General features: G+C 36.1%; 7 protein-coding genes and 1 tRNA gene. 1 reads left to right on the plus strand and 7 read right to left on the minus strand.

Going from position 1 to position 25,502, the window contains the following annotated elements; translation table 11 throughout:
* Positions 1 to 29: 29 nt before the first annotated feature.
* The 6 genes from NT145_08030 to typA form a co-directional block, all read right to left on the minus strand.
* Positions 30 to 2,333: a hypothetical protein gene (locus tag NT145_08030; GenBank protein ID MCX5782628.1), complete on the minus strand. Its 2,304-nt coding sequence runs from the start codon at positions 2,331 to 2,333 to the stop codon at positions 30 to 32.
* Between the two features lie 224 nt (positions 2,334 to 2,557).
* Positions 2,558 to 4,471, minus strand: coding sequence for a hypothetical protein (locus tag NT145_08035; GenBank protein ID MCX5782629.1), 1,914 nt, complete (start codon positions 4,469 to 4,471; stop codon positions 2,558 to 2,560).
* A 62-nt stretch (positions 4,472 to 4,533) separates the two neighbouring features.
* A tRNA-Val gene (locus NT145_08040) sits at positions 4,534 to 4,605 on the minus strand.
* Between the two features lie 483 nt (positions 4,606 to 5,088).
* Positions 5,089 to 5,331 (minus strand): hypothetical protein, encoded by a 243-nt coding sequence (locus NT145_08045; GenBank protein MCX5782630.1) that lies wholly within the window; start codon positions 5,329 to 5,331, stop codon positions 5,089 to 5,091.
* 116 nt (positions 5,332 to 5,447) lie between these two features.
* Complete coding sequence (locus NT145_08050; protein ID MCX5782631.1) at positions 5,448 to 5,702, minus strand: helix-turn-helix domain-containing protein; 255 nt, start codon at positions 5,700 to 5,702, stop codon at positions 5,448 to 5,450.
* A gap of 89 nt (positions 5,703 to 5,791) precedes the next feature.
* Entirely contained in the window at positions 5,792 to 7,618 is a 1,827-nt protein-coding gene (gene typA, locus NT145_08055) for a translational GTPase TypA (GenBank protein MCX5782632.1), read from the minus strand.
* A 687-nt stretch (positions 7,619 to 8,305) separates the two neighbouring features.
* Here typA and NT145_08060 point away from each other — a divergent pair.
* Positions 8,306 to 9,601 carry a DEAD/DEAH box helicase gene (locus tag NT145_08060; protein MCX5782633.1) on the plus strand — a complete coding sequence of 432 codons (1,296 nt, stop codon included), beginning with the start codon at positions 8,306 to 8,308 and terminating at the stop codon, positions 9,599 to 9,601.
* Positions 9,602 to 9,815: 214 nt separating this feature from the next.
* Here NT145_08060 and NT145_08065 read toward each other — a convergent pair whose 3' ends face one another.
* Complete coding sequence (locus NT145_08065) at positions 9,816 to 25,487, minus strand: hypothetical protein (GenBank protein ID MCX5782634.1); 15,672 nt, start codon at positions 25,485 to 25,487, stop codon at positions 9,816 to 9,818.
* Positions 25,488 to 25,502: the final 15 nt, after the last annotated feature.

The raw sequence follows: 25,502 nt of genomic DNA on the forward strand, positions 1-25,502 counted from the left end.
TTGATTTCTCCTTTTTGAATTATTCTGTGTTAATATTTTATCGTTTTAACATCCCGAGCCAAATATACATCAATAGGCTCAGTAGATGATGAATTGCCTAATCCGTCAACTGCTTCAAGCTCAAACACATAGGTGTCTTGCCTGGCATTAAGATTATTGTCGTCCCTGCCGTCCCATTCAATAAGTGAAGAAGGCTGTCCTTCGCCTGAAAAAGTTTTTACCAGTATTCCGCTGGAATTTTTTATTATGATTTTCCATTCATAGATATCCTGGACCGACATCGCCAAAGGACGAATTCCCAAAACTTCGCCGTTAGACGGTGAAAAAGTAGAATTTGTTAGTGATAATGAAACCTGCGGAGGAGTAGTGCTAAGATTGGGTCTTATGCCGTATATATGTTCAGATCTGGCGGATTTTTCTTTGAAGTCAGCTTTTATGGGGCCGAACTTTAATACAAAATAACAATGGACCTCGTCATAATCGCCCAATTCGGGAGCGACGTATTTCCGATCGTTTTGTTTTGCTCCGGTATATCCAAGCCCGGCGCTTATATATTCGCCAAAACTGCGGTTTATATCAATTTTGTATAAATTGTCAAATGTTTCGCCGAATTGTCTTAGCCAAAGTTCCGGGCCCCAATAGTTATGGTCATATTCAACTTTTACTGAGTAGGGAGTTTTCTTTAAGGTTAGACTAGAAATAAAATAATTTGTTATGGGCTTACTCGTTGCAGTATTATATGCGGAACTGTTAGTTGCCAAAGAATCACCAGTGCTAAGTTTTAAGTCCGCTCTAATTTTTTTACTTTTAAAATTGAACCTGTTTAAAAGAGTGAATTCGCTTAGATATCCGTCGGTAGGCCAGGCGCCGGTAAGTCCCGCGGCATCCCATTTTATATTATTTAATTCATCTTTATAGATTAGGCGGTCAGTAGAGGTAGGATATCTTGTTAAAGTGCATACTGCGGCAAAAGAATACATGGAATTTTCGTTAGGATTTAGGTTATATTCATCAATACTATCGGGATCATTTCTATAAAACCAAGTGTCTAAGGTAGGGTCATATGTAAAAACCGCCGATAAAATACTTGCTTCCCTGTTGTCGCCGGTCCCGGGATCTCCCCAGCCAACCCAAAACGGGCTCTCAGGGCCTCTCGGCTGAAGCACCGGCGATCCAAGAATTCCGTTTACATTCTCATACACAAGAGGGACAGGCCCTAACAGAGGCTTTCTGTATGTGTAATCAAAACCTAAAGTCATTTGCTTATGCAGTTTTCGGTTTATATGAGTCTTTATTTCCTGCTTGTTTCCCGCGACAAGGCCTAGAAAAGAATATTGAATAGACAACATATCAAAGGCAACATTTTTCTTCAGATCCAATTTTGTGCTATAGCCAAACGCATCAACTGTTTTTGTTTTGCGTATTGCCTTATCATAGTTTGAACCGCCTATACCGGTACCGGGAGCGGCATCTTCAGCGCACACATAATCCCTGTTTACCCTGAAAGGCTGATATAATATTCCTAATTCAACATTATTTTCTGAAATACTGAACTTTGAACTAACTTCAACGGATCTCATTCTTTCGTCAGGATCTCCGTAAGGAATAATATGATCCCTATAAATCAGGTGAAGTTTTTGTTTAAGTCCTCTGGGAATATTAAACGAATAATTTAAGTACACTCCGTTTTTGTAATCCCATATTACCTCAGGCCCATAAATCAGCTGAAAACTGCCGTATTTTCTTGTTGCTACGTTCAATTTCCATTCATCTGGAATCGGATAGCCTGCAAGGCGAAGGTATCTTTCCGTTTCATACTGCTCGGGAAATAGAGAAAATAAATCCCCGCTGTATTTCCAGGTCTCGTGCCCAACTCCTCTCAAGTACTGCAATCCGGTTTTACTAGAAAAATTGTATTTTACATCCGCCTTGTCCCAGGAATAGCTTTTCCCGTCAGCGTAAAGCCTGTGATCAATGTTTATCGGCTGCCAGAACCTGTCAGCGTAATTATTTATAAATCTAAATCCAAAATCCGCGTAAAAATTTTTACGCGGTTTCAAAGACACATCAAGCAGAAGAGTTTGGCCCGAAACAGTTTTCCATTCATTCGCTGTTGAGTTTGAAGATGTATAAGTATAATTATAATTGACACTTTTATAGCCATCCCTGACAAATGACCATCCGTCACCAAGTTTATGGCTGTAAAAATCAAAGGTTAATTCAGGTTTTATTACAACTGATCCGACGGCAAGTTTTTCGTCGCAGAAAACTAAGACTGCAGTAAAAAACAGCAGAAAAATTGCAAGGAAAGTTATTTTGTTTTTGTTTCCCATTAGTGTCTAATTTTACCTAATATTTCTTAATTCGTCAAGTATTACCAATCACTTTTTAAAGATGTTCCCCTCTTTGAAAAAGAGGGGTGAGGGGAGATTTAATAACATCAAATCCCTCTCAATCTCCCTTTTTCAAAGTGAGAAGTTAGTTGGTTACCCCGCATCAAGATGCAGGGAATTGTCAAGTTAAATTTACCGCACTTTAGTGTTTTAATTGTATTAAATTATCTGTATTTTTTCCACAATTTTTGATATTCAAAATATGCAGGCCTAATCTGCCTTAAAAACGGGCTTTGTGAGCCATCGCCCTGTGTTGTAAGGCCCAAGAATTCTTCATAGCTCCAGCCGTCCAAAAACGGCGCTCCGAACTGCCCTATTTTATCCTGAATATAAGGGGAAAATTCCGGCGGGGGCCCGGCTTTCCACCATTCATCTGCCCATTCAAAAACAATGCCTCCCAAAGCATTTCCTTCTCCGCTACCTGCAAAATTATTCTCAAGATCAATCCAGTTACTGCGGTGATATTTTGCCTGGGCTGCCTCCGCGCGCACCTGATCCCACAATTTATGGGATGAGGAACATCCGTATTCGGTTATCAATACCGGCCTGTCAAAAGCATTTTTTACATCCCAAAAAAGATTTCCGAATCCCTGATCGCCCCTGTAAGCATTGCATCCGAATACATCTAATTCGGGAGCCTTTGCAGCGCAGATATCCAGATAGAGCAAATCTCCGTTACAAACCGAGACCGGCCTTTGCTGAGGATCTAAAGTTTTGATCAATCTTACCGCTTCGTTTAAGAATTGATAATAGGCTTCCGGCTGAATCTTTGCCCTGCATCCCGAACCGGCGCTTTTACCGGGGATGCCCGGAGCGCCGTAGTTATTTTCATTGCCCAGAACCCACATTAAAATATAAGGTTTATCCTTGTACTCCTCAACCATCTGCCTGACGCTGTTAAGCATATTCTGGCGATGTTCCGTATTGGTATAGTCAGTCCCGTAATACCATTCCGCGCCCGAACCGGCGCAATACATGCCAAGAAAATCTCCCATAAGATACATAAATCCGTACTTTTTATACCCTTCCATCAGAAGATCGTCATTGAAGCCTCCGTGATGGTACAGCCTTATAGTATTTACTCCCAAATCTTTCATAAGTTTGAAATCGCCTACAGCCTTTTCGTCTTTATCCTGTTTATTGTTTCTATTTCTGTCAACAAAAGCTTCATAAGGACCGTCAATAATCCCGTTTTTATTATAATCCGCCCACATCCAGTCTCTTGACGGGTTCAATGTTCCGTTATCCGGGCTCAAGCCCACTTTATTGGGAGAATATGCCACACCGCGTATATAATAAGGTTTGCTATTAACAAATAACTGCCAGTGTTTATTTGAAAATTTCGCCAGTTTTACATCTCCCTTTCCAATAAGCTTTACTATTTCAAGCTTGTCAAATTCTATTTTTTTCTCTTCCTGAGGAGCTCCTATTGCGATTTTGCCGGGATTAATAAGGAATATGTCGTTTCCTCTTCTTGTATCAAAACTGTTTAGAGCCTTTATATATGCTCCTTCCAGATGTACTCCCAGATCGGGATTTTCTCTCATCAAAAATTTTATTCTGTCAACTGCGACCGGCCCGATATACCACATTGTTCCCCAGTAAGTCATACCGGTTGACTTTGGGAAATGAACAATAATAGCGTAATATGCTTTTATGGCGTGCCTTAAATTGCCCGAACGCTCCAATGCAAGAGCCGTATAATACAATTTTACACCCGGATCATCCTGAACAGTTGCCCATTTATAGAAGTTATATTGATAACTGTCAGTATTTACAAAATTCCACTGGCTTCCTTCAAGTTTTCCTTCTTTTTTTGCTTTTTTAAATACCGGGTCCCGCAAAATACTTACAACATTTGGAAATATGCCTTCGCCGACTGCTACTTTCAATCCGGCAGGATCACTCATTTTATATTGATATTTTTCTGTCCCGGCTCCGATAAAAGTTCCGTATTTTGAGTAGTCTACGATATCTTCCGTTCCTTTGTCGTAAAGTTCAAATGCTGCGGCAAAAATATTAGAAAAAGACCCACACAGAAAACAAAAAACTACGAACGACAAATAACGAAAAAACATCGTATCCTCCAATTTTTTTATTTCATTAATTATACGGCTGGAAATTTTAAGAGAATTCTATATAGGCGAGACTGGGCTTGAACCAGCGACCCCTTCCTTGTAAGGGAAGTGCTCTTCCACTGAGCTACTCGCCTAAAAAAACAGAATAAAACAGGTTAAGGTTTAGATTAAGAAAGACAATTAACGAACCTCCGCCAGGTCCGCCCCCAAATCCCCCTTATTCCCCCTTTTCAAAGGGGGATATTATTAACAACCCCGCAAGCAGAGAGAATTGTCAAGTTAAATTTTCTTTATTACTTAAAAAAAGAACAAGCGATTTTATCAAATTAGCTGATTTTATGTCAAACTTTCTGACTATAGTTATAAGTGGTAAGCGGTAAGGTGTAAGCTAAAGCCTTCTTTTGCTTCAAACTTAATCCTTATCCCTTACCACTTACCCCTTATCTCTTATCACTTAACACTTACCCCTTACTACTGTCTCTCATATAAACTAAAAGAACCCTTATCTGAACTTTGCAGAATAGAAAAGGGCTCTTTAGAAATTCTTTTGATTCATATAGCCTGAGGTTCAAACCCTGAATGTTTAAGGTCCCTCAATGACCAATGACAATCAAATATTATTTTTTCTTTTTCTTTTTGCCGCGGCGAACCATCTTTGCGCGGGAAACATCACCTGATTTGTCCAAGAAATAGAGATATCCATCCTGTTTCTTTACTCCCACTTTCTTAACTTTCTCGGTTTTCCCACCTTTTTTTCCGCCACGAGCCATTTTTGCTCTTGACACATCACCTTGTTTGTCGATGAAATAAAGGTAACCGTCTTGTCTTTTTACTCCTGCTTTCGCAACTTTTTCTGCCATCTTTATTCACCTCCTTTTTTTTTAATTTTGAGCAAATAAATTACACTCTCGGCCAATATTCTACAGTTTATATTCTGTTTCGTCAAGCCCTCAACGATAATTTAATAAACAAGCTATCATTTCTCGTATATATTTTTATTTTCGCCGAATAACGGCATTACAGATTCTTCTTTAACAGTAATTATTTTTTCTTTGAGCCAGGCATCAATAACTTCTTTTGAAAATCTGTATTGCCTGCCTATGCGGGATGCGGGAATTTTTTTGTTTCTTATTAGGTTATAAATTTTTGATTTGCCTATTCCTAGGTATTCGGAGAGTTCTTTGATGTCCATTACTTCTTTAACTTCATTTTGCTGGATTCGATTTTCCATATTTTACCAAATTATGCTAAGTTTTTCTATATTGCGTTAAAATTTTACATTATCTTCCACCTTTTGTCAAGTACTAGCGCATATTTTTTTTATAATGAAGCGTTGTTCTCACTTTTTTTAGCGCGTTTTCTAACCAATTCGTTAAGTTCCGCTTTTCGTATGCGTATTGATTTGGGAGTAACTTCCACAAGCTCGTCATCATTAATGTATGCAATGCATTTTTCAAGGGACATATTTTCTGCAGGTGTAAGAATAATATTGTCATCGGACCCGGCAGCCCGCATATTGGTAAGTTTTTTGCCTTTGCAGGGATTTACAACTAAATCGTTTTCCCGGGAATGCTCGCCGATAATCTGGCCTCCGTAAACATTTTCACCGGGCCCCAAAAAAAGTTTTCCCCGATCCTGCAAATTGAACAATGCGTACCCTGCGGTCGTTCCCTTTTCCATTGCAATAAGCACCCCGTTAATCCTATTTATAATATCTCCGGCATATTCATCGTATTCCAGAAAAATATAATTCATTAATCCCGTGCCGCGGGTATCGGTCATAAAATCCGATTTAAAACCCAAAAGGCCTCGGGTTGGAATTTTAAATCTTAGCCGGACCATATTGCCGTCCTGATGCATATCCATCATCCGCCCTTTTCGGCCGTTTACATTTGCGATAACGTTGCCCAGATATTTTTCTTCAATATCTAATATCAGTTCCTCATAAGGTTCAGTAATTACGCCGTCTTTTTCATGAAAAATTGCATGCGGCCGTGTGACCTGAAATTCATATCCTTCGCGCCGCATTTTTTCAATCAATATTGAAAGATGAAGTTCTCCCCGGCCGGAAACCTTATAACCTACTGCGTCAGGCAAGTCCTCAACCAAAAGCGCGATATCGGACAAAGTTTCGCGAAACAGGCGTTCCCGAAGATGGCGGGATGTTACATAGGTTCCTTCTTTTCCTGAAAAAGGAGAATCATTCGGTATGAAATTCATAGTAATCGTAGGAGGGTCCATTCCCATTGGAGGAAGAGGTATCGGGTTTAAAGGGTCGGTCAGAGTTTCGCCGACAGTAATTTCATCCATTCCCGCAACCGCAACTATTTCTCCTGTGCCTGCGATATCAGTTTCTTTCATTTGGTTTCCATAATAACGGTATACTTTGGTGATGCGGGCAGGAACTATTTTTCCGCCGCGTTCCACAACCACAACATCTTTATTGATATTGAGTTTTCCTGAAGTAATTTTTCCGGTGGCAAGCCGCCCCAGAAAAGGAGAATACCCGATTGAACTGACAAGCATCTGCAGAGGCCCCTCGGGGTCGCCTTTTGGAGCCGGAATGCAATTTATAATTTTTTCGTAAAGCGGCTCCATGGATTTTCCCTGTTCGCGGTAATTGTTCATCGCATAGCCGTCGCGAGCCGAAGCATAAACTAGAGGAAAATCAAGAAGATGTTCCGGCGCGTGAAGCTTAATAAAAAGTTCAAGAACCTGGTCAACTGTCCACTCGCACCGCGCCGTTGGCTTATCTACCTTATTTATTACAACTATAACAGGGAGGTTTAACGCAAGGGCTTTTTTCAATACAAAATAGGTCTGCGGCATGGGCCCTTCAGCGGCATCAACCAGCAGCAAAACCCCGTCAGCCATTTTTAATACTCGTTCAACCTGCCCGCCGAAATCCGCGTGCCCTGGCGTATCAATGATATTTACAAAATAGTCTTTATAGGTAAAAAGACCGTTCTTTGAAGATATTGTTATTCCGCGCTCGCGCTCAAGGTCCATGGAATCCATCAGCCGTTCTTCCAGCATTTGGTTATCGCGGAACATTCCGCATTGTTTGAACAGCTGGTCCACAAGCGTAGTTTTTCCGTGGTCAACATGGGCAATGATAGCGATGTTTCGTATTTTATTCTGTTCCATAGTTTTAACCTAGATTTTTCATAGAAAAATCTGCACGAAGTGCCGCACCATTCAAAAACATTGAAAAATGAAGCGTTTCAAGGAAACAACAGTTGAAAATAATGCAAACATTTTCGTTGAGCACCTTTCTAATGGTGCGGGGTTAACCCAGCTCGTTGAAAACGGGCTGTCCCTTCGGGACAAATTTTGCAATCTGTCGCAAAATTTGGGTTTAAAAAAGGTTAAGCTCAAGCTTTGGTTTAGATGAATAAACCGCTTTGCAAATGCGAAATTATTAATCTTTATCTGGTATTTTTTGGGTTGGAAGGAAAGTTATCTTCTCTTTATGAAATTCAGCCAAAACCAGAGGAAACCGCTTGAGGCTTTTAAATATTATAGCAAATTTCTAAAACTTTTGCTTTACCCCGTTAGAAACAGTTAAACAAACTTTAATTTCCAAAACTGTGAAAAGCTATATTCATTGTCTTATTATATTCCTTATTTCTTCTTAATGTTACGCTGTTTCTAACGGGGTAAACCCATCAGAAACAGTTAAACAAACTTTAATTTCAACAGTTAAACAAACTTTAATTTCCAAAACTGTGAAAAGCTAAATTCGTTGTCTTATTATATTCCTTATTTCTTCTTAATGTTACGCTGTTTCTAACGGGGTTTACTTTTTCCAGTTATAAACGTATAATGTGTCCCATGAATAATAACTTGCCTAATAATTTTTACGGTCTCGGGATAGCTCCCGGCCTGCTAGACAAAATAAGCAAGCTTGGATTTACCACGCCCACTCCCATTCAATACAAAGCAATACCCATAGCTATAGAAGGGAAAGATGTAATAGGCATCGCGCAGACCGGCACCGGAAAAACAATAGCCTTTGCCATACCCATGATACAGCAGTTAGCCCAGAAAAAAGGGCGCGGATTGGTACTGGTTCCTACGCGCGAGCTTGCCATACAGGTGAATGATGCCATAAGAAAACTTGCTCCGGCATTTGCTATTGAAACCGTTGTCTTGATTGGCGGAGAATCTATGATGATGCAGGTTCTTGCTTTAAGAAAAAATCCGCGCATAATAGTTGCAACGCCAGGGCGTTTGCTGGATCATGTAGGCCAGCAAAGAATTCGGCTTGACGATGTAAACATTCTTGTGCTTGACGAGGCAGACCGCATGCTGGATATGGGCTTTGCGCCGCAGATTGAAAGGATTCTTCGCGTTGTGCCCAAGAACAGGCAGACAATGCTTTTTTCAGCGACCATGCCGACCGAAATTCTCAGTATGGTTTCATCCCATATGAAACTCCCTGTGCGAACCGAAATAGCCCCGTCAGGAACAGCCGCGGAAGGAGTATCGCAAGAGATATTTGTAGTTAATTCTGCGTTAAAAGAGAAACTGCTTTTGGAATTGTTAAAAAAATATTCCGGCCCTATTTTACTTTTCAACAGAACAAAACGCGGAGCTTCCAAAAAAAGCAGGATGCTCAGAGAAAAAGACCACAGGGCGGCTGAAATTCATTCGGACCGGTCCCTTGCCCAAAGAAAAGAAGCGCTTGCAGGTTTCAAATCGGGGAAATATAGAATTCTTGTGGCAACTGACATTGCCGCAAGAGGAATTGATGTTAAGGGAATAGAGCTTGTTATTAATTATGACCTTCCGGATGATCCGGGAAATTATGTTCACCGCATAGGCCGTACCGGCAGAGCCGGCCAGGTCGGGCACGCTATTTCGCTAGCCACGCCGGACCAGGGAAGGGACGTGCGCTCTATTGAAAAATTATTGAGAAAAACTATCCCTCTTGCCGAACACCCCGCACTCCCCAAAGAAACTTTTTCATTTTCGTCCGGGCCTTCTTTTTCAAGAAACCGCCCGCATTCGTTCGGCAAACCAAAAGGTTCTGCCTCCGGCTGGAATTCCCGCAGACGAAACCCTCCTTTTCACAAAAAATTCCAAAAACATCATTCTTCAAACCCGTTTATTAAACAAGGGAAATGAGAAAAGCCGCCCAATAAAGAGCGGCTTTAATTTTAAATTCTATTAAAACTAGTTTTATTTTTTTGCAGATCTTAAATAAGCTTTCAATATTTTCTGTTCGTTAACCGGCTTGTCATAGGTTGGGGGACGTAGTTAGATAATACGATATTCAGTTAAAATTTAAAACTATAACATAAATCAATATCTAAATATCTAACTACGTCCCCTAAATTGATTATGCCGCAGACAATAACGCATCCATATTCTTTTTCAAATTCTTCAAGGCTTCATGTTCAAGTTTTTCGCTGATTGATTTAAATTCACGTTGAGCATAGATATCAAACAAATACAACAAATTGGTTATAGCCATTGCGGGATTTTGTTCCATCTCCATACTAGAAACAAGTTCCGCAAGAATATTTATAGCTTCATTTGATTTGGCTTCCACTTCCGGCGCAAAAGGCTCCTTATTTGATTTTATCATTGCATTTCTTTCTTCTACTGCCTTCTTTGCCGCCGACCATAAGTTCTGCTGATATTTTGTGAGCCGTTTTGGCTCATACTCATTATATTTTCCTTTCAAAATCTCAAACGCGTCTTGTATATTGTATACCACTTCAGTTGCAGTTGCATTGTCTTTGAACATTATCAGGTTAGCTTTAACCATAGCATTTGCGTAAATATGTTCAACATTTTTTTCAAACCTGTTGCCTGTCTGATTTTTAATCATCATTCTTTCTAGAAAACCCTGCAGGAATCCTTTAGCTTCAATTTCTCTTAGTTCCTCAATTTTAGAAGCTTCTAAACCGTCTAATTTCTCGCTGTTTATTTCTTTATTCAATTCTTTCCCTAGAAAGGACAAAAACCCAGTTTTTTCTTTTGCAAGTATTTTAAAGGCTTTGGCCGGATCTATCGCTGGCAGTTTGTCCAGGCTCAAAGCACTATTTCTGCCTTTTTCAAACCTGTATTCCGGATCAGTTTTCCTTTTTTCGGTTATCATTTCGACAAAATTCCCGAGAAGGTCTAGAAAGCTATTAATTACTTTGTCTGAATCTCTGGCGTTTTTAAAAATCTGTGAGATTAATTCCGAAGGAAGACCTACAATTTTAGCGTTCATAATTTTTTCTTTCCAATCTCTATCAAAATTTTCAAAAGTCTGGTCTTTTTTCGCGATAATCAATCCGCCGTTATTATCTGTTACGTATATTTCAATCCATGAATCTTTTATTTCATCCTTATCTATTTTCCCCATATCTTCACTGCTTAATGTATATTTTACTACTTTTAAAATGTTGTTTTCATAGTAAAATTTGTTATCAAAAAATCCCTTATCTTTTCCGGCGTTTATAACCGCTACTAACATATCGCTTCTTTTATTGCGTATTATCTCTCTTAGTTTAGGTAAAACGTTATTTTCTTTTAGCAAAGCCAGTTTAAGCTGGGAAAGATTTGAAATATCTAAACGTATTCCATCCAGGTTAGCATTCCTGTCAAGACAAGGTTTTATTTTTTTCATGAATTTATCAAAAAATGCTTGATCAAAAGCTTTATTATCGTCCACTTTATAATCTATCATCACTTTTAGTCCTTTTTCATGAGCTCTTTGAACAGCTATCTTTAGGCTATCCATTGCCTTTGGCTCTGTTAATAGGTAGTCCTGTACCGCGGCATTCACAGAAAATACGATAGTATCGACGTGTCTTTTTGTAATTTCATTTAAAAGATTATCCGTAATCTTTTCGTCAATTTTTTCTTTTATTTCTATAGTCTCGGACAGTATCGGAAGCGCCTTAACAAACGGTTTTTGTTTTCTTTTAATAACATCATTTATCTGCCACATAAAATCATAAATACTTTCATCTTTGTCAGTAATTATTACGTCAAAACCGGCATTTTGTTTGCTGCTTACAAAAACAGTGTTGCGGAATAAAGAATCTTTTGCAAAATCCGGATCGAGCGGCATGTCACTTTCTATTGCGACAAACTTGCTTTTGTCGTCATCGCTTTTGCTGATTTCAGAAATCCATTTGAAAACATTTTCCGGATGAAATTCAAATTTAGAATTCCTTTGCCTAATCATGTTAACTTCTTCGTTATCATAGTAATAAACCGTAACGCCTTTTTGTCCTAATAAATCTTTTGTATATATGTTGAATAATTTATTGCCAATATTAAACTTATAATGCGTTCTAATAGTTTCATTAATAAAATCTTCTTTTTTCATGCCTTCAGGAATTGGCATAACCACATCAACCTTGCCTCCGATGTTAGCAATGTCAATTGCATGCCTTATTTCCGGAGAAGAAACAAAATTCTGTTCGTTATATTGATTGCTGCACGCTATACCTATAAATCTGTTCCTGATTGTAGGAATCTTTTTGCTGATATCATCAGGAAAAAGATTCAGATTCCTTTTTACGAACTCCGGTATCCAAGCGCCGTTTAATCCTTTAGGCGCAAGAAATCCCTGATTTATAACACTGTCTAAAACAGTTTTGAAAATAGCCATTACTACCAAAAGATTTTCAGGTATCGCCCATTCCACATTAGGCTGGTCCCTAAACTGAGAAGACGGAACAGCAGTGGTTTGGGGGCCGAAAAACACTTTCCACAAAATTGGCAATTTATCTAACTGAGGCACAAATATTACGACATTTTTTTCTCCTTTCGGCGCTCTTTCAGGCTTCAATATGTTTAAGCCCACTGTCATCCCGTATTTCACCTTTTTGTTTTTAAACGATTCTAGCGTTTCATCGTGAAGCTTAATTACGCGTGTTTTTGAATCTAAATTGCTGGCGTCTCCAGGCTCATCAAACGCAAAATGGCCGGTTTGTCCCAACCCGCCGATTATATAATCAAAACTGATACCTTTTATCTTTTCTTCAAACCTATCACATTCGGAAACACCGTTTTCTATTGTTCTCGCGTCAGCATTTAAAAAGTTGATTTGAGTCTCATCTATTTTTATTCCGGCTTCACGAAGAGGCCTGTATACGTTATCTTGCATATATGTCCAGTAGCTATCGGGATCATTTTTACCGCCGTCTAAATTAAGTTCTTCATCCAAATTATAAAATTGAACATTAGACATATCCAGCTTGTTCATTATCACCAATCTAACAAATTCTTTATAAAACTTAATTACGCTGTTTCCTGTGGCAAAAATTATATAAGTTGGACGTTTTGAATCGTTATTTTTCTTAATTATATTAACCAATCTTTCTGCCTGGCTTATATATATAAGATCCATGTCTTTCTCTGATACAATATTTATTTTATTTTTTGCTAATTCTTTCTTTAACAATGATACTTTGCTTTCCTCTATTACTTTTTTAGATTTATCTTTTAAAGTCCCTGACATTAAATCAACTTTACCCCATACGTGAAACGTATTCTGCAGCCAATGGCCAAAAATTGAACCGAGAGATTCTATTGGTTCATAGATTTTTTTTACGAGTATTACTAGAAAAATAAAATCAAAAATAAGATAAAGGCTTAAGAAATCTGGGACTAGTATTAAATTTAAAATAAATGGTAAAGCTATAGAACTAAAAATATATATTAGTATAATAACCATTGGAAATCTTTCGGCAAAGTCTCTCACTCTTTTTACTGCTTTTTCATATTGTTGAGTTAATTCTGCCTTATATTCAGAACGTTGTTTCACATCCTCTTTGCTATATTTCGCGTCAACTAGATCATTAATTATATTTTCATGCGCTTTTATTTTTTCATTCAAAGAAACCGAATTCTGGAAAAGCTTTCTTTCCCGCCAGTAAGCGCGTTTCTTGGCTAGCTCATAAATTAGCTTTTTTGCTTCAGCTGGATTCTGTATTACCCATTCTTCGCCATATTTTTGAATAATTTTTTGTCTTGCTTTTTCCAAACTGTCAGCTGTAACGTGAGCTGTTTGTCCATTTGAAGCTTTTATCTCAACCGGCTTTTCAGTCAAAGGAAATTCTGCTAATCCCAGCCAAAATCTTACATTGTGCCAAAAATGCATTTCCATAGTATCTCTGAGATAGTAAAATAATTTTGACAAGCCTGACAAACCTTCTTTTGCTAACGACCGAATACTTAAAACAGTTGATAATACATATCCGCTGAAATCTTTCGGATGTTTATCAATTACTTTTTGAATGTTTCCATATGCAATAGCAAATTTCTCTTTCTTGCGGGCAACTTCTAAAGTTGCATAAAGCGCAAAATATGCTAAAGCATTTTCTTCCGAATTGATTTTCTCCTCAAATATTTTTCTTTCTTCATCACTAAGTTTAATACTGTTTAGATAAGTGTTTTTAAATTCCTCCAAACGCCTTCTAAATAGGTCTTCGTTCTCTTCTGATAATTGCTTCGCCATTGCGATTTTGTATTGATTCCAAATAATATCTTTTTCCGAATCAGACTCCCCTTCCATTCCCCTTGCTTCGAAAAAAGAATTCTTAAATTTCTCCTGATCCCTGACAGCTTTTTCTACCCGACTTTTTGACAACTCATTTACTTGATTAAACAGCTTTTTGCCGGTTTCCCTTGCCTTGGCACCTTTTCGCCCGGTAAAGTCTTTTGCTGCCTGTTCAACCGAGGCTAGGGAGGTTGCTAGATAATCGCTTGCCGAAGTTGAGTATACATTTTTTTTCATTGCCCTTTTCTGGATTATTGTGTTTAAAATATCGTCAAAAGTCAGTTTTTTCTTGGACAAATTTATTTCATTCTTAATCTCAGAAATTAAATTCTTGAAATTCTTTGTAAGACTAACTATTCTAGACATATTGGTCTTTTGCCTTTCAAGCAGGCCGCTGAAAACTATTTTTTTTGCGATATCATCATTAATCTCGGCTGCATAATTAGGAAATTTCCGGATTAATTCATTTTTTATAAAATCATTAACATCATTATTTGAAAATGATTCATTAACAAAAGAAAGTCCGCTTATATTATCAATATCTTTTTTAAATGCATCTTGAATTACCTTATCAAGAGAATCATTAAAAACTGCCGCATCGCATTCATTCATAAATAATTCTTTCTTATTCTTTTTTTGATACAAAAAATATAACATGTATGAGTTAAAAGCATATTTCATCCTATTGAAATATTTACTCGTTATGCGAAAACGCTGTTCTTTATCTATAGGATTATCACCGTGATATAAAACTAAAGTTTCCGCAAATTGTTCTCTCATGCTTTTAATAAATTCATCAAAGACTGCCTGGGATTTTTTATCAAGAATATTAATATTTGATTTGGCAAAAGAAACTAAGTCTTTTTGCATATTGTCCAGATTTTTCCGTATTCTTTTCATGTTATCTTCTGCTTCATTTTTCACTTCTTGTCTAGTTAAGTTTGTTACGGTGAAAATCATGTTAATAATATCCGTATGAGGGCGATAACCGAATTCTTTCTCAAACATATTATTGATCATTTCAATATAGTCGCACATTTGGTCAAATGACGCGGAATAAATATAAATATTTTCCAAAATGGTTTCGAATAAAGGTCGATTATAATCTCGTTTCTGAGAAGGGTAGTGATAAACTATTTTAAAGCCATTGTAGTATTTCACTAAATTGATAAATCTGAGCTCCATTTCCGCAAGAGCTGGAATAAACTGCCCGGATACACTTTTGTCAATCCAATCAAAATCTTTAAATTTATTCAATTTTTCAAATAAAATTCTGAATTTGCTTATGTAATCTTGATTAAATTGTTCTTTTGTTAAGAAAATACAATCTTTCTCAGCGTCAACATCTATAACAATTCCAGCTAAACGAAACTTTTTCAAAAGATAAATAAAATTACGGCCACTTTCTCTAACAGGATAAATAAAAACGGATCCATCACTAGGACGATGAATATAAACAAAATTGTTATAAAAAGCGTCTTGGTTATAATATTGATTTTTATCAAGATATTGTGGATACCATGAATACAAAATATTAAAAACATCATCACTAAAATTATGCAACTTAATTGATGTATCTAACGCTTGTTTTATCGTATTAATTTCTGAATCTTCATTATTCATGAAAGAAGTTAAAAGCCCATCCGATAATCCGAGCCAGTATCCGATATTGTTCGAATAATGACCAACCATAGTAGATATTAAATAATCATAAAATCCTTTTTTTCTTTTACGATTATTGAGAATCTTTATATATTTTTTCAAAAAGCCTTGTCCGATATTAAAAAAGAAATAAAATTTACTAGATGCATTTTTTGCTGTTGTGCGAATATTTTTAACCGCATCTGTTACATATTCCTGGAAAATTCCCGGGTGTTTCGCAGCCAATTTCTTAAGCCCTGAAGATTCACGCCCAAAAGCAAGCGCAAATTTCTCATTCTTTACAGCAGTATCAAGAGTTGCGTAAAGCGCAAAATACGCTAAACCGTTTTTATTATCCGCATTCAATAATTCTTGAAATATCCCCTTTTTCTTATGACTTAATTTAAAATTAGTAAGATAAGTTAAATCATAAGTTTTTTTAAATTCTTCCAGGCGCTTATAAAATATTTCTTTACCTCCTTTCTTCCATTCAGGCGACTGCGTTAATTGATTGAATAATTTTTTTCCCGTCTCCCAGGCTTTCATGCATCTCCACCCGGTAAAGTCTTTTGCCGCTTTTTCAACCGAAGCTATTGAAGTGGCTAAATTTGAATCTTGTTTGAGCTTAGCAGATATTTCATTATTTAATTGATCTTTTTGGTCTTGAGGTAATTCTGCGTTGTTTATAAATGCAATAATTGCAGCTTCAAGTCCATTTTGAAAATTCATTATAATTTTTAATTTATTTTGATTATTATCAGTTTGATTCGCACTAACTTTCAGCCGTTCTTTAATTTTGAAATAAATTTCTATAATTATTGACAAATAATTATCGATAGTAGTATCTTTTTTTGCAAATTCAAAGTCTTTTTGAAAGCCATAATTAAGAAATTTAGCAAATTCTCCTATCGTTAGTTTTTCGGAATGCTCAGCAGATATTGCATCTAATATTTCAATTAAAGAATCCGCAATTACTTCTTTATTAACTCCAGTAATAATCGCTTCTTTCTTTCTTGTTTTCACTTTAGACTTTACATGATCTATAAAAGTAGAAAACAGTGCCATTGAAACATTATTTGAAGCAGCCATATAATCATTATAATTTTTGAGCAAAGTTGCCCTCACTTTTCCTTCCATTAACTCTTGCCTTTCCTCATCTGTTATTTTCAGACTTTCCATACTAACTGCAAAATCTAAATGATTTTTGCTTACTAAACTACTAAATTTTTCTAGACTCATAATATCTTTTCGAATTAATATTTTTACTAATTTAAAAATCGCTTCTTTAAAGCCCCATGTTGAACTTACCCATATATTTTTATTAAGATTTTCCAATTCTTTATTATTATTAATTGAACTATAGATTGTAAGAAGATTGTCTATGTAATTTTCATATTTAGCAGTAAGTTCTTCCTGAATATTCATATTTTCAATTTGTGTATCCTTAACAAAAAAGTCAAAGAAAATTATTTCAAAAGCATTCTTATCATAAAATAAAACATAATTTTCGCCAGTTTCTTTTTCTTGAGCATTTTCTAAGTTTGAAATATTTTTTATTACTTCTGTTAATATATTTATCATCAGTTTAGTTTCAGTATTAATTATTAAAAATCCATTTCTCGTATCCACGCCATTAATACTCAAGGAATTACTGATAATATTATAAAGTGATTCTGAAGAATTACTCTCTTCCGGCAGAGTCAAAACCGCTAATCCCCAAAAAGGATATATATCGGATTCAATATTTTTCTTTATCCAGTTCCACCCAAGTACTTCCTTGTTTTCGCCTTTCTCGTTTATCGCCAAAGTCTTGCCGACAATAACTTTTTTGTTCCATTCACTGTGTTCAATCTGTAATTTTTGTTCTTCTGTTAAATTTTCCTTATTCTTTGCTGCTTTTAAATGCAAATCACCAACCGCTGTTTTTATGGCTTTAAGCTGAAGGGCGTTGACTAAATCTATAAAAGGTTTAATCTGGCCCTTAAAAGTATTCAAAACAACGTCCATAAATTCATTATGGTGTAATTGCACAAACTTTTCCTTATTCTTAAGCATCTTAGTTTCATAAGAAGTAAAAGGGGCATAATATCTAGCGGTGAAGATTGCCGCCAGTTCCTGTTCTGCCCTTGCCGGATTAATTTTTTCGTCCGTCAAATCAAGCCCGTTTTGCTTTGCAAAGTTTTTAGCAAGTTCAGCTGCACAATCAGATTTTATTAAGATATATTTGCTATCCAAAAGAATACCTTTATTTACCCCGTCTTTTTTCAATATTTCAAAAAATGCCCTCAAATACTCTATCGGAAGAGTAATTGTCTTTTTATCTCGGAAACAATCTAAAACAACTTTAAGAGAGGATTTCAAAACTGGCAAGGTATTTCCCTTCCCCAAATTACCATATAACCCTCTTATTTTCTTATCAATAATAGTTCTTTCAATATCTTCAACCATCTGCGCGGCTTTTTCAGGATTGAAATTGTTATATTTTGCATTTTCTATTAAAGATTCTATTGCGCCACTAACCAATTTTTTATTTTTGCGCTTTTCTGCTAGATTGATAATATCTTTTTCAAGTATCGTGAGCATATCAGGCATTTTTTCCAAATCAATTTTCGCGAATTTGACGTTTGTGTAATCAAGCCCATTAATCAGATCTCTAATAAATTCTTTCATTTGTTCAGGCTTTTTGATTTTCTTGAATATTTCCGAAAGAAATCGGTCAAGCATTTCTGGTTTCCCGTCTATATGTCCGCTGATTATCCCGAACAAAACTGCTATGCTGTATCCATCAGATAATCCTTTATTTTTGCATTCATTCCATATCTCAGAAAGACTGTTAACATCAAGCGGTTTTTGTTCGCCAAAAATATTCTCCCAATACTTATCAAATACTCCTTGAATAATATCATTTTTAATATCTTGCTGGCTTCTTTGCAAGGACAAAACAGCTAATCCTGAAAAAGGAGGTAAATTATTTTCAATGCTTTTACGAATTTGGTCCCAATTTTTGACTAGAATCTTTTTATTCCACTCATGATGCTTTTTCTGCAAGCTTATAATTGAAACTTTTTCTTTATCTTCTTGTTTTGTACCAAGGACGAATTTTAAACCTTCTTCAAAGACAGAAACAGCTTTTGTGGCTACATCCATTAAAGACTTATATAATTCTAACTGTCCACCACAAGCCTTATTAACAATATCAAGCACATCAATAATATGCTCGCTTTTAACCGCTTTCTCTCCTTTCAAGAATAATTGAGTCTCATCTGCAGAAAACGGCGCAACATATATTGCTGCAAAAATTGCGACAAATTCTATTTTTCTTTTTTCAGCATCTACTTTTTTATCCATTAATTCAAGATTGTATTTTTTTGCAAAGTTTGCAGCTAAGAAGACAGCATCTTCAGCTTTTATAATAATGTTTCCTTCTTCAGCGCCAAGCTTATTTTGGATTTCTTCGCTAATCTCTTCTTCTTTTAGGATTTCAATAAAAGCTTTCGCATAATCCCCCGTGAAGATTATTTCGCTGCCTTCTTCCCCGTTAATGCATTTAAGTGCCAAATCAAAAGAAGAATTTCGTACCAAAATTCCCTCACCGAATTCTAATTGCTCAATTAAGCATCTAATTATTTCGTTTTTTTCATATTTTTGCTGCTTTTTTACCTCTTCGGATGAATTACTATTTTCTATTTTCTTACTCAAAAATTTGTCCAAGCCCAAGCAACCCAGACAAACATCCTCAGTCATTTGCATTTGCTGAAAAATCGGAATATTTATTTGAAATAATTGTACGGCAAATTCTAATTTTCGATTTAGACTATTTAAACCAACATTTGAACTTATGATTTTTTCAAAAATATCAGTGATAAAATCAAAATCGCCCAATTTAATGTCAGCTTTATAGGCAGTATCAGATAATAATAAGTTAAAAAATAATTTGTAAACAGGATTATTAATAAGGATTTTTTCAAATTCAGAATTTTTCTCCGCAAATCTTGAGGATATTTCAAATATTTTTTGCAGCGCATCTTCCGGTTCTAAAAGATTTTTTCGAAAAGTTCGATAACTTTCGTGCATAAGATTTGCCACTTCCAGTGGAAGAGCTTCCTTATTTAAACTTCCGGAAACCACCATCTTTAATAAGGAATTTATCCTATTTTTAAAATTATCTTCAATCTCATCACTTCTGCCCGTTTGCATAAGAAGAGCTTTGTTTACATTCCGTAAACCATCAAGGTTAACTGCTTTATGAAAGAATTTTTCAATATCGCTCATTAAAGATCTAGCTATCCAATCCGCTTCTTCCACTAATCCTTTATTATTTTGGAGCCCTAAAGATTGAAGTACTGCTTTAATAATATTTGCAATTGAATCTGCGTTTTTTGTATTTGTTTCGTTAATCCAATCTCTCTTTTTCCCTACCTCTTCTCGCAGTTCAGGCAAATGACTCCTTAGCCAACCTCCGTCATTAATATTTTCCATATCGGGAGCCCAATCAAGTGCAACCCAAGCAAATATTACCGCAAATTCATCTTCTAACATTTTCTTTTTGATTTCTTCCGCTGGAATTACCTCTATCAGCCGATCGTCCCGATATTTATCTAGAAATTTTTCTTTATCCCATAATTCCAATAATTTTTCCTTAGATATATCTTCTTGTTTTTTTCCGACTATTTTCCATAAGATTTCCCGAACTTTATTTCCATAGATTTTGTCATCATAAAACAATTCCAGAATGTTTCTGTTAGATAATTTCTTGTATTTTTCTTCGATTATTTTCCGCAGATTTTCTCTGATTTGAATCATAAAAGTATCGTCATTATACAGATCAAGAAATTCTTTTTTATTCTTGACCGTTTCCGGTTTAATATTTTCTTGTTCTTTGCTAAAAAGCCATTTACGAATATCTTCTCGTTGATCCCCAGAATATGTTTTACAAAATGTTTCGGCACGGGCAATAATGCTATCGCGGGTAACAAGCATGGAATCGCCTAAATCCCAAGCTTTCATTTTTTGCTTCTCTATTTCTATGCTTGAAAACAATTCTTCTATTAACGGCACTGAATCTATTTTTAGGCTTAAAACATTCACTGCTTTTAGAAGCAATTTAGTAATGCGGGGCAAAACACTCTCAGCAATATCTCCTGCAGTTTTAAAAAGTGAAGGAGAATTCTCTAGATTATCTGAAATGGCCTTAAGGCTATTTAAAAGAAGTTCGGATATTTCCCCAATGATTCTACCGCTACTATTACTAATCCATCTCGTTACTTTATTAACTTTAGCCTGCACATTAGCCGGAAATTTTGAAATATATGTATTAAAATTAGTGATGTCTTCTTCCTGCGCTGCCTGCCGGAAAACTTCAGAAACAACTAAATACATAAATTGTCTAATCGAAATTTCAAAATTTACCCCCGTTTCCTTTTGGTTTACAGTTTCAATAATTTTTATTTCGTCTTGAACAATTTGATTGTAAAATAAATCCGGCACATCTTTTATTTCCATAACATTATCCAAAGAAACCCCACAGTCTTTTGCTTTTTCTTTAGCATATTTTTCATAACGTTCCATTTTTTTCTTGAGCGGATCAGCTTTTAAATCGGCTTTTAAACCCGCGATAACTGCTTTCATTCTTGCAGGCGTAATAAGTAACGGTATGTTTTGCAGTAGGGTTACTGATTTTATCTGATTCATTATTCCCCAGACTGTTTCCCTATCATTTATAATCTGGGTCCAGTATATCGCTTCTTTGAAAAGCGGAAAATCATAGGCCATGTCTTTTTCTTTTAAAACCAGATACTCGTTTAGACTTTCAGCAACATAAGCCAGGTTCAGCTTTTTGGACTTAGCAATGCTTTCCCTTCCCTGCCTTGCTCTTATTGCCTGGGGAATATATCCATGCAGCATTCCGCTGATTTGTTCCCACTGTATCCCTATACCATCTTCGCGCTTATCTATAAACTCTTTAGGCAAAAGCTTATCAAAATTTAGCGTAATCTTTGTCATATCATTTTCCGTAAGTTTTTCTAGTCTATTTTTTAATGCATCAAGTTCTTTAGCATTTCCTGTTGTTATATCTTCTACTTGTTTCCAAGTTATTAACGTATCACCATCTACTTTTATCCCTTCGCTGATAGCATAAAGCAAAGCTGCGTTATTTATAACATTAACAAAACACGAAAAAATACTTCCGTCACGGTCAGGCATGAAGCCCCTGCTGTTTTCTTCTTTTGAAATATTCGTGTCGTTTACATTATTCACCCCGCCAAGCTTTAAAAATACACCGCCTTTTTTACCGATCTTTCTCCACTCCCCTACCGCAACATGTGCCAAGTTTTCTTTAGACATTCGCCCGATAATTTCAAGGATTTGAAGCGAATCTTGCTGAGCAAACGGATTATCCGCAGAACGCGTTACATCAAATATAACGCCCTGCTTCAGAGCCTCAGTAATAATATCCAGACTCCAACCCCTAACATTACCGTGCCCTAAAGGTACTTCAGCTTTTGACCCGAAGAAATTAATGAATCCCGTTTCTTTATTTACTCTGCCGGGAAGAAGGGCAAAACCGCTGTTTTTAAGAATTGGCTGAAGATTTATTGGCTTTCCGTTTCTTTGAATATTTTCCCATATATCAGTCATCATTTCATCAAAAGTGAACGGGCTTAAGACTATAGCAAGTTTTCCATTCTTTATTTTTCCAACATGTTCTAATAAAAATGCAAGACCCGTGCTAGATTTTTCTTTTTTGTCGTAATAAACAGCCAAGGACCTCGGCTTATGCCTGCTCTTAATTTCAAAATCGTTAAGCCACCCCTTTTCATTGGCTAGTTCAGTGCTGTTCTCCCACTTTGTAACTGTTCCGCCTGCCACCGCGAATGTCCTTATAGCGCCTCTATCCTGAAATTCTTTTCCTATAGGCCTGTAAAGTTCGCCCGGACGAATATCTCCATCAACAACTTGCTTCAAAATATCAAGAGGAATATTTAAAGAAATTAACCGCATCGCAAATTCGGACGGCATTGAATCATCGCTTATCTGCAGTTTATCTTTTATATACTTTATTTGACCGCCCCACCCTTTTGCGCTCATATCAAGGGCTTTAGCGCGTTTTGCTGCCCAGTTTTCTTTAAAAGTAAAAACGGTTAATGCTTGAATAATATCTTTTTTGAATTCACTAAATTCGGAAAAAGACTTATCTGAGTCTCTATTGTCAACATCGTATTCTTTAAGCTCTTTTGCCAACTCATACAAATACTGATCTTTTGATATTAGTTTATTTTCTAACTTCACCCAATAGTTAAGCCTTTCAATCGGATCATTTGCTTTAGCTTTTTCATACAGTCTTGTAAGTATTTTAGGTGTTAATTTGCCGATTCCGGATGACGGCAGAGCAATTTGGCCGTCGTCCCCAAGCTTGAGCTGGAAACTCTCTAGAAGTATTTTCAACCGACCGGTACTAAGATAAGGCGGCCAGATTTCATCATCGTAAGGGCCTGAATCTTCATTACTAAATGTCTCTACTTCAGCGTTGCTTTTTGAATTGAATATTACATGGGACAATTTTTTTGGAGCAAATTTCTCCATGGAACTTCCTTTAGAAATAAGCCAAATTACTTTCTGCTGCTGTCTTTGTTCCATTAGCTCGCCTAGCCTTGTCCATAACTTCCCAAGCCTTTCTTTTAATTTTATAGCCCTTTGTTCTTGAGCCGGATTAGAATATTCTTTTAAAAATGGGTGAGGAAGGCCAACAACATGATGAATCCCTTCAAAAAGACGCAGCATAAGCGAATAACTTTGGTCCTCCGTAACTAACACAGCTACCCCTCTAAGTTTTTTGTATAGCTCTTCAAGTCTAGTAAGGAAAGCCTCAATTTCATTTAGTACTTCATCCGTATCCTTTTTCCAGTCTGAAAATGTTTTAGAAATGTTTTCTCGCCTTTCTTGCAAAGGTTTTATTACGTTATCTAAACTTTTAATTATTTCGTCAGAAAAATTATTCTCAGCATATTCTTTGTATTTCGGGTGATTGGATGCAAATTCAGAAAAAGTCAGGAACGCTGTTCCGGGATGTTTGATATCATTTTCATATTTTGCTAGCGCGTAATCAGCAACTATTTCTAAAAGCATTTCTTGAGCTTCAGCCGGAGCTCTTTTTATCCCGAATATAAAAACTGATTCGGCAATTTCAATTTTTAACTGATTTGGCGCGTCATCACGAACCCTTACAAGATATCCTTCCAAAAGATCGCCAGGAACTACAGAAACTATAAATTTTCCATTGAATCTTTGTAAGCCAAGAGAAGAAAGTTTTTCAACACTTAGCTTATTCAAATAGTCTTCAATACTTGTGTTAAATTTATCAAATAATTGTACTTTAATAAGAACAGCAATCGTTCTTGCAATATCCGGATTAAATCCTTTTGGTATCAAATATTTAAGGGTAAATATCTGGCTCAAAGCATCTAAAACGCCAAGGAATGAGCCTTGTTTTAAAAAAGGTTCTAAATCTTTAGCGTCTATGACCGGATTGCCTTTTACTTTTGGGTATTTAGAGAATTTTTCATGTATTGTGTTAAAGGCATCAAGAAGGTTTTTTCTATTGGCTTTTTCGGTTAAATATTCCAATATCAGGCCTACAAGCTCTTTGCGTTCCGGTTGCTTCAGCGTATTTTCAGCTAAATCAAAAAGCCCTTTTATGGATTCCGCAAACACTTCCGAATCCTGTGGATTTTCAATTAGAGGTTTAATATAGATTTCTTTTATTCTTTTTGTTGTCGCATCTGCGGTTTCTCCCACTTTGCCTTCGGTTTTAAAAAGTTCCAAGATATCCAAAGCGGAATAAATCTTTTCAACAAGCTCGTCGCCTTTTAACGGCTCTGCCTCTTTAAGAATAGCTCTTACGCTAATTTCAAGACTCTTCACCGCAGTTTTTGTGCCTGCCACGCTATCTGGATCGGCAGAAGTTTTACTAGTACCTGATTTTTTAATTACATCATTTTTTGAAGGGATGATGGCATCTTTGTTAAGGGCTGGGGATTTGTCTTGAACTAAATTCTCTCCAATGTTTTCGTCCTCTTGTTTCCTTATGAAAGATATTATTTCATTTATTTGCTCTATTTCTGAAACAGGTCTTTCAAATGAAAGCAAATATTTTTCTACTCTTTCCAAGTAATCAGTAATATCTAGTTTAACGTCTTTTATCCACTTGCTAGTCACTCTATAAAACTGCCATGCATATTCTTTCTTGAATTCTAAAAACTGCCATGCGTCTTCTTTCTTGAATTCTATATCTGTATTAGCTTTAATAATACCATCAAATATTTCATAACATCCTAAATATTTTTGATTATATATGCGCGGATATTTATAATATTCTGCTACAATAACTTTTTCAAAAAATATTTTGTAAACTGAACCTGTGAAGAGATTTGTCAAATTTGGATTGTTCTTTTTGGTTACATAATTAAAAGTAATTTCTAATATTCTTTTAGGCGATTCGGCTCCTACAAGGCTTGAATACATAACATTTACTATATTTTCCGCAATAATTTCATCGCCTTTAAGCTCTCCGGATTCTATTTTTTTCATTAATGCATCCATTTCAGTTTCAAACTCTTCTTCTGGAGTAGGCACCACAGTAGTAAGCACTGTTCCTTCTTTGGTTCTTCTTGTCTTCTTTTTCTGCAGACCTCCGATATTAATTATTCCATGCATAATCATTTCACAATGATTTTTAATATATTCCGGAATCGAATTTATCTCCTCTTCGAACTCTTTACTCATTGTTTTCGTCAATCCGGGCACAAGAAATTTAAGTTTTTTAAGAGCGTCTTCTTTATTTGGATCTTTTTTGTACGGAACCAAATTTACCATTTCTTC

Source organism: Elusimicrobiota bacterium, from assembly GCA_026388075.1.
In the GTDB taxonomy this organism is placed as follows: domain Bacteria; phylum Elusimicrobiota; class Endomicrobiia; order Endomicrobiales; family JAPLKN01; genus JAPLKN01.

Excerpts from the sequence above, each read along its gene's own strand:
- typA (MCX5782632.1), bottom strand. The coding sequence starts at position 7,618 with ATGGAACAGAATAAAATACGAAACATCGCTATCATTGCCCATGTTGAC.
- NT145_08035 (MCX5782629.1), bottom strand. The coding sequence starts at position 4,471 with ATGTTTTTTCGTTATTTGTCGTTCGTAGTTTTTTGTTTTCTGTGTGGG.
- NT145_08030 (MCX5782628.1), bottom strand. The coding sequence starts at position 2,333 with ATGGGAAACAAAAACAAAATAACTTTCCTTGCAATTTTTCTGCTGTTT.
- NT145_08060 (MCX5782633.1), top strand. The coding sequence starts at position 8,306 with ATGAATAATAACTTGCCTAATAATTTTTACGGTCTCGGGATAGCTCCC.
- NT145_08050 (MCX5782631.1), bottom strand. The coding sequence starts at position 5,702 with ATGGAAAATCGAATCCAGCAAAATGAAGTTAAAGAAGTAATGGACATC.
- NT145_08045 (MCX5782630.1), bottom strand. The coding sequence starts at position 5,331 with ATGGCAGAAAAAGTTGCGAAAGCAGGAGTAAAAAGACAAGACGGTTAC.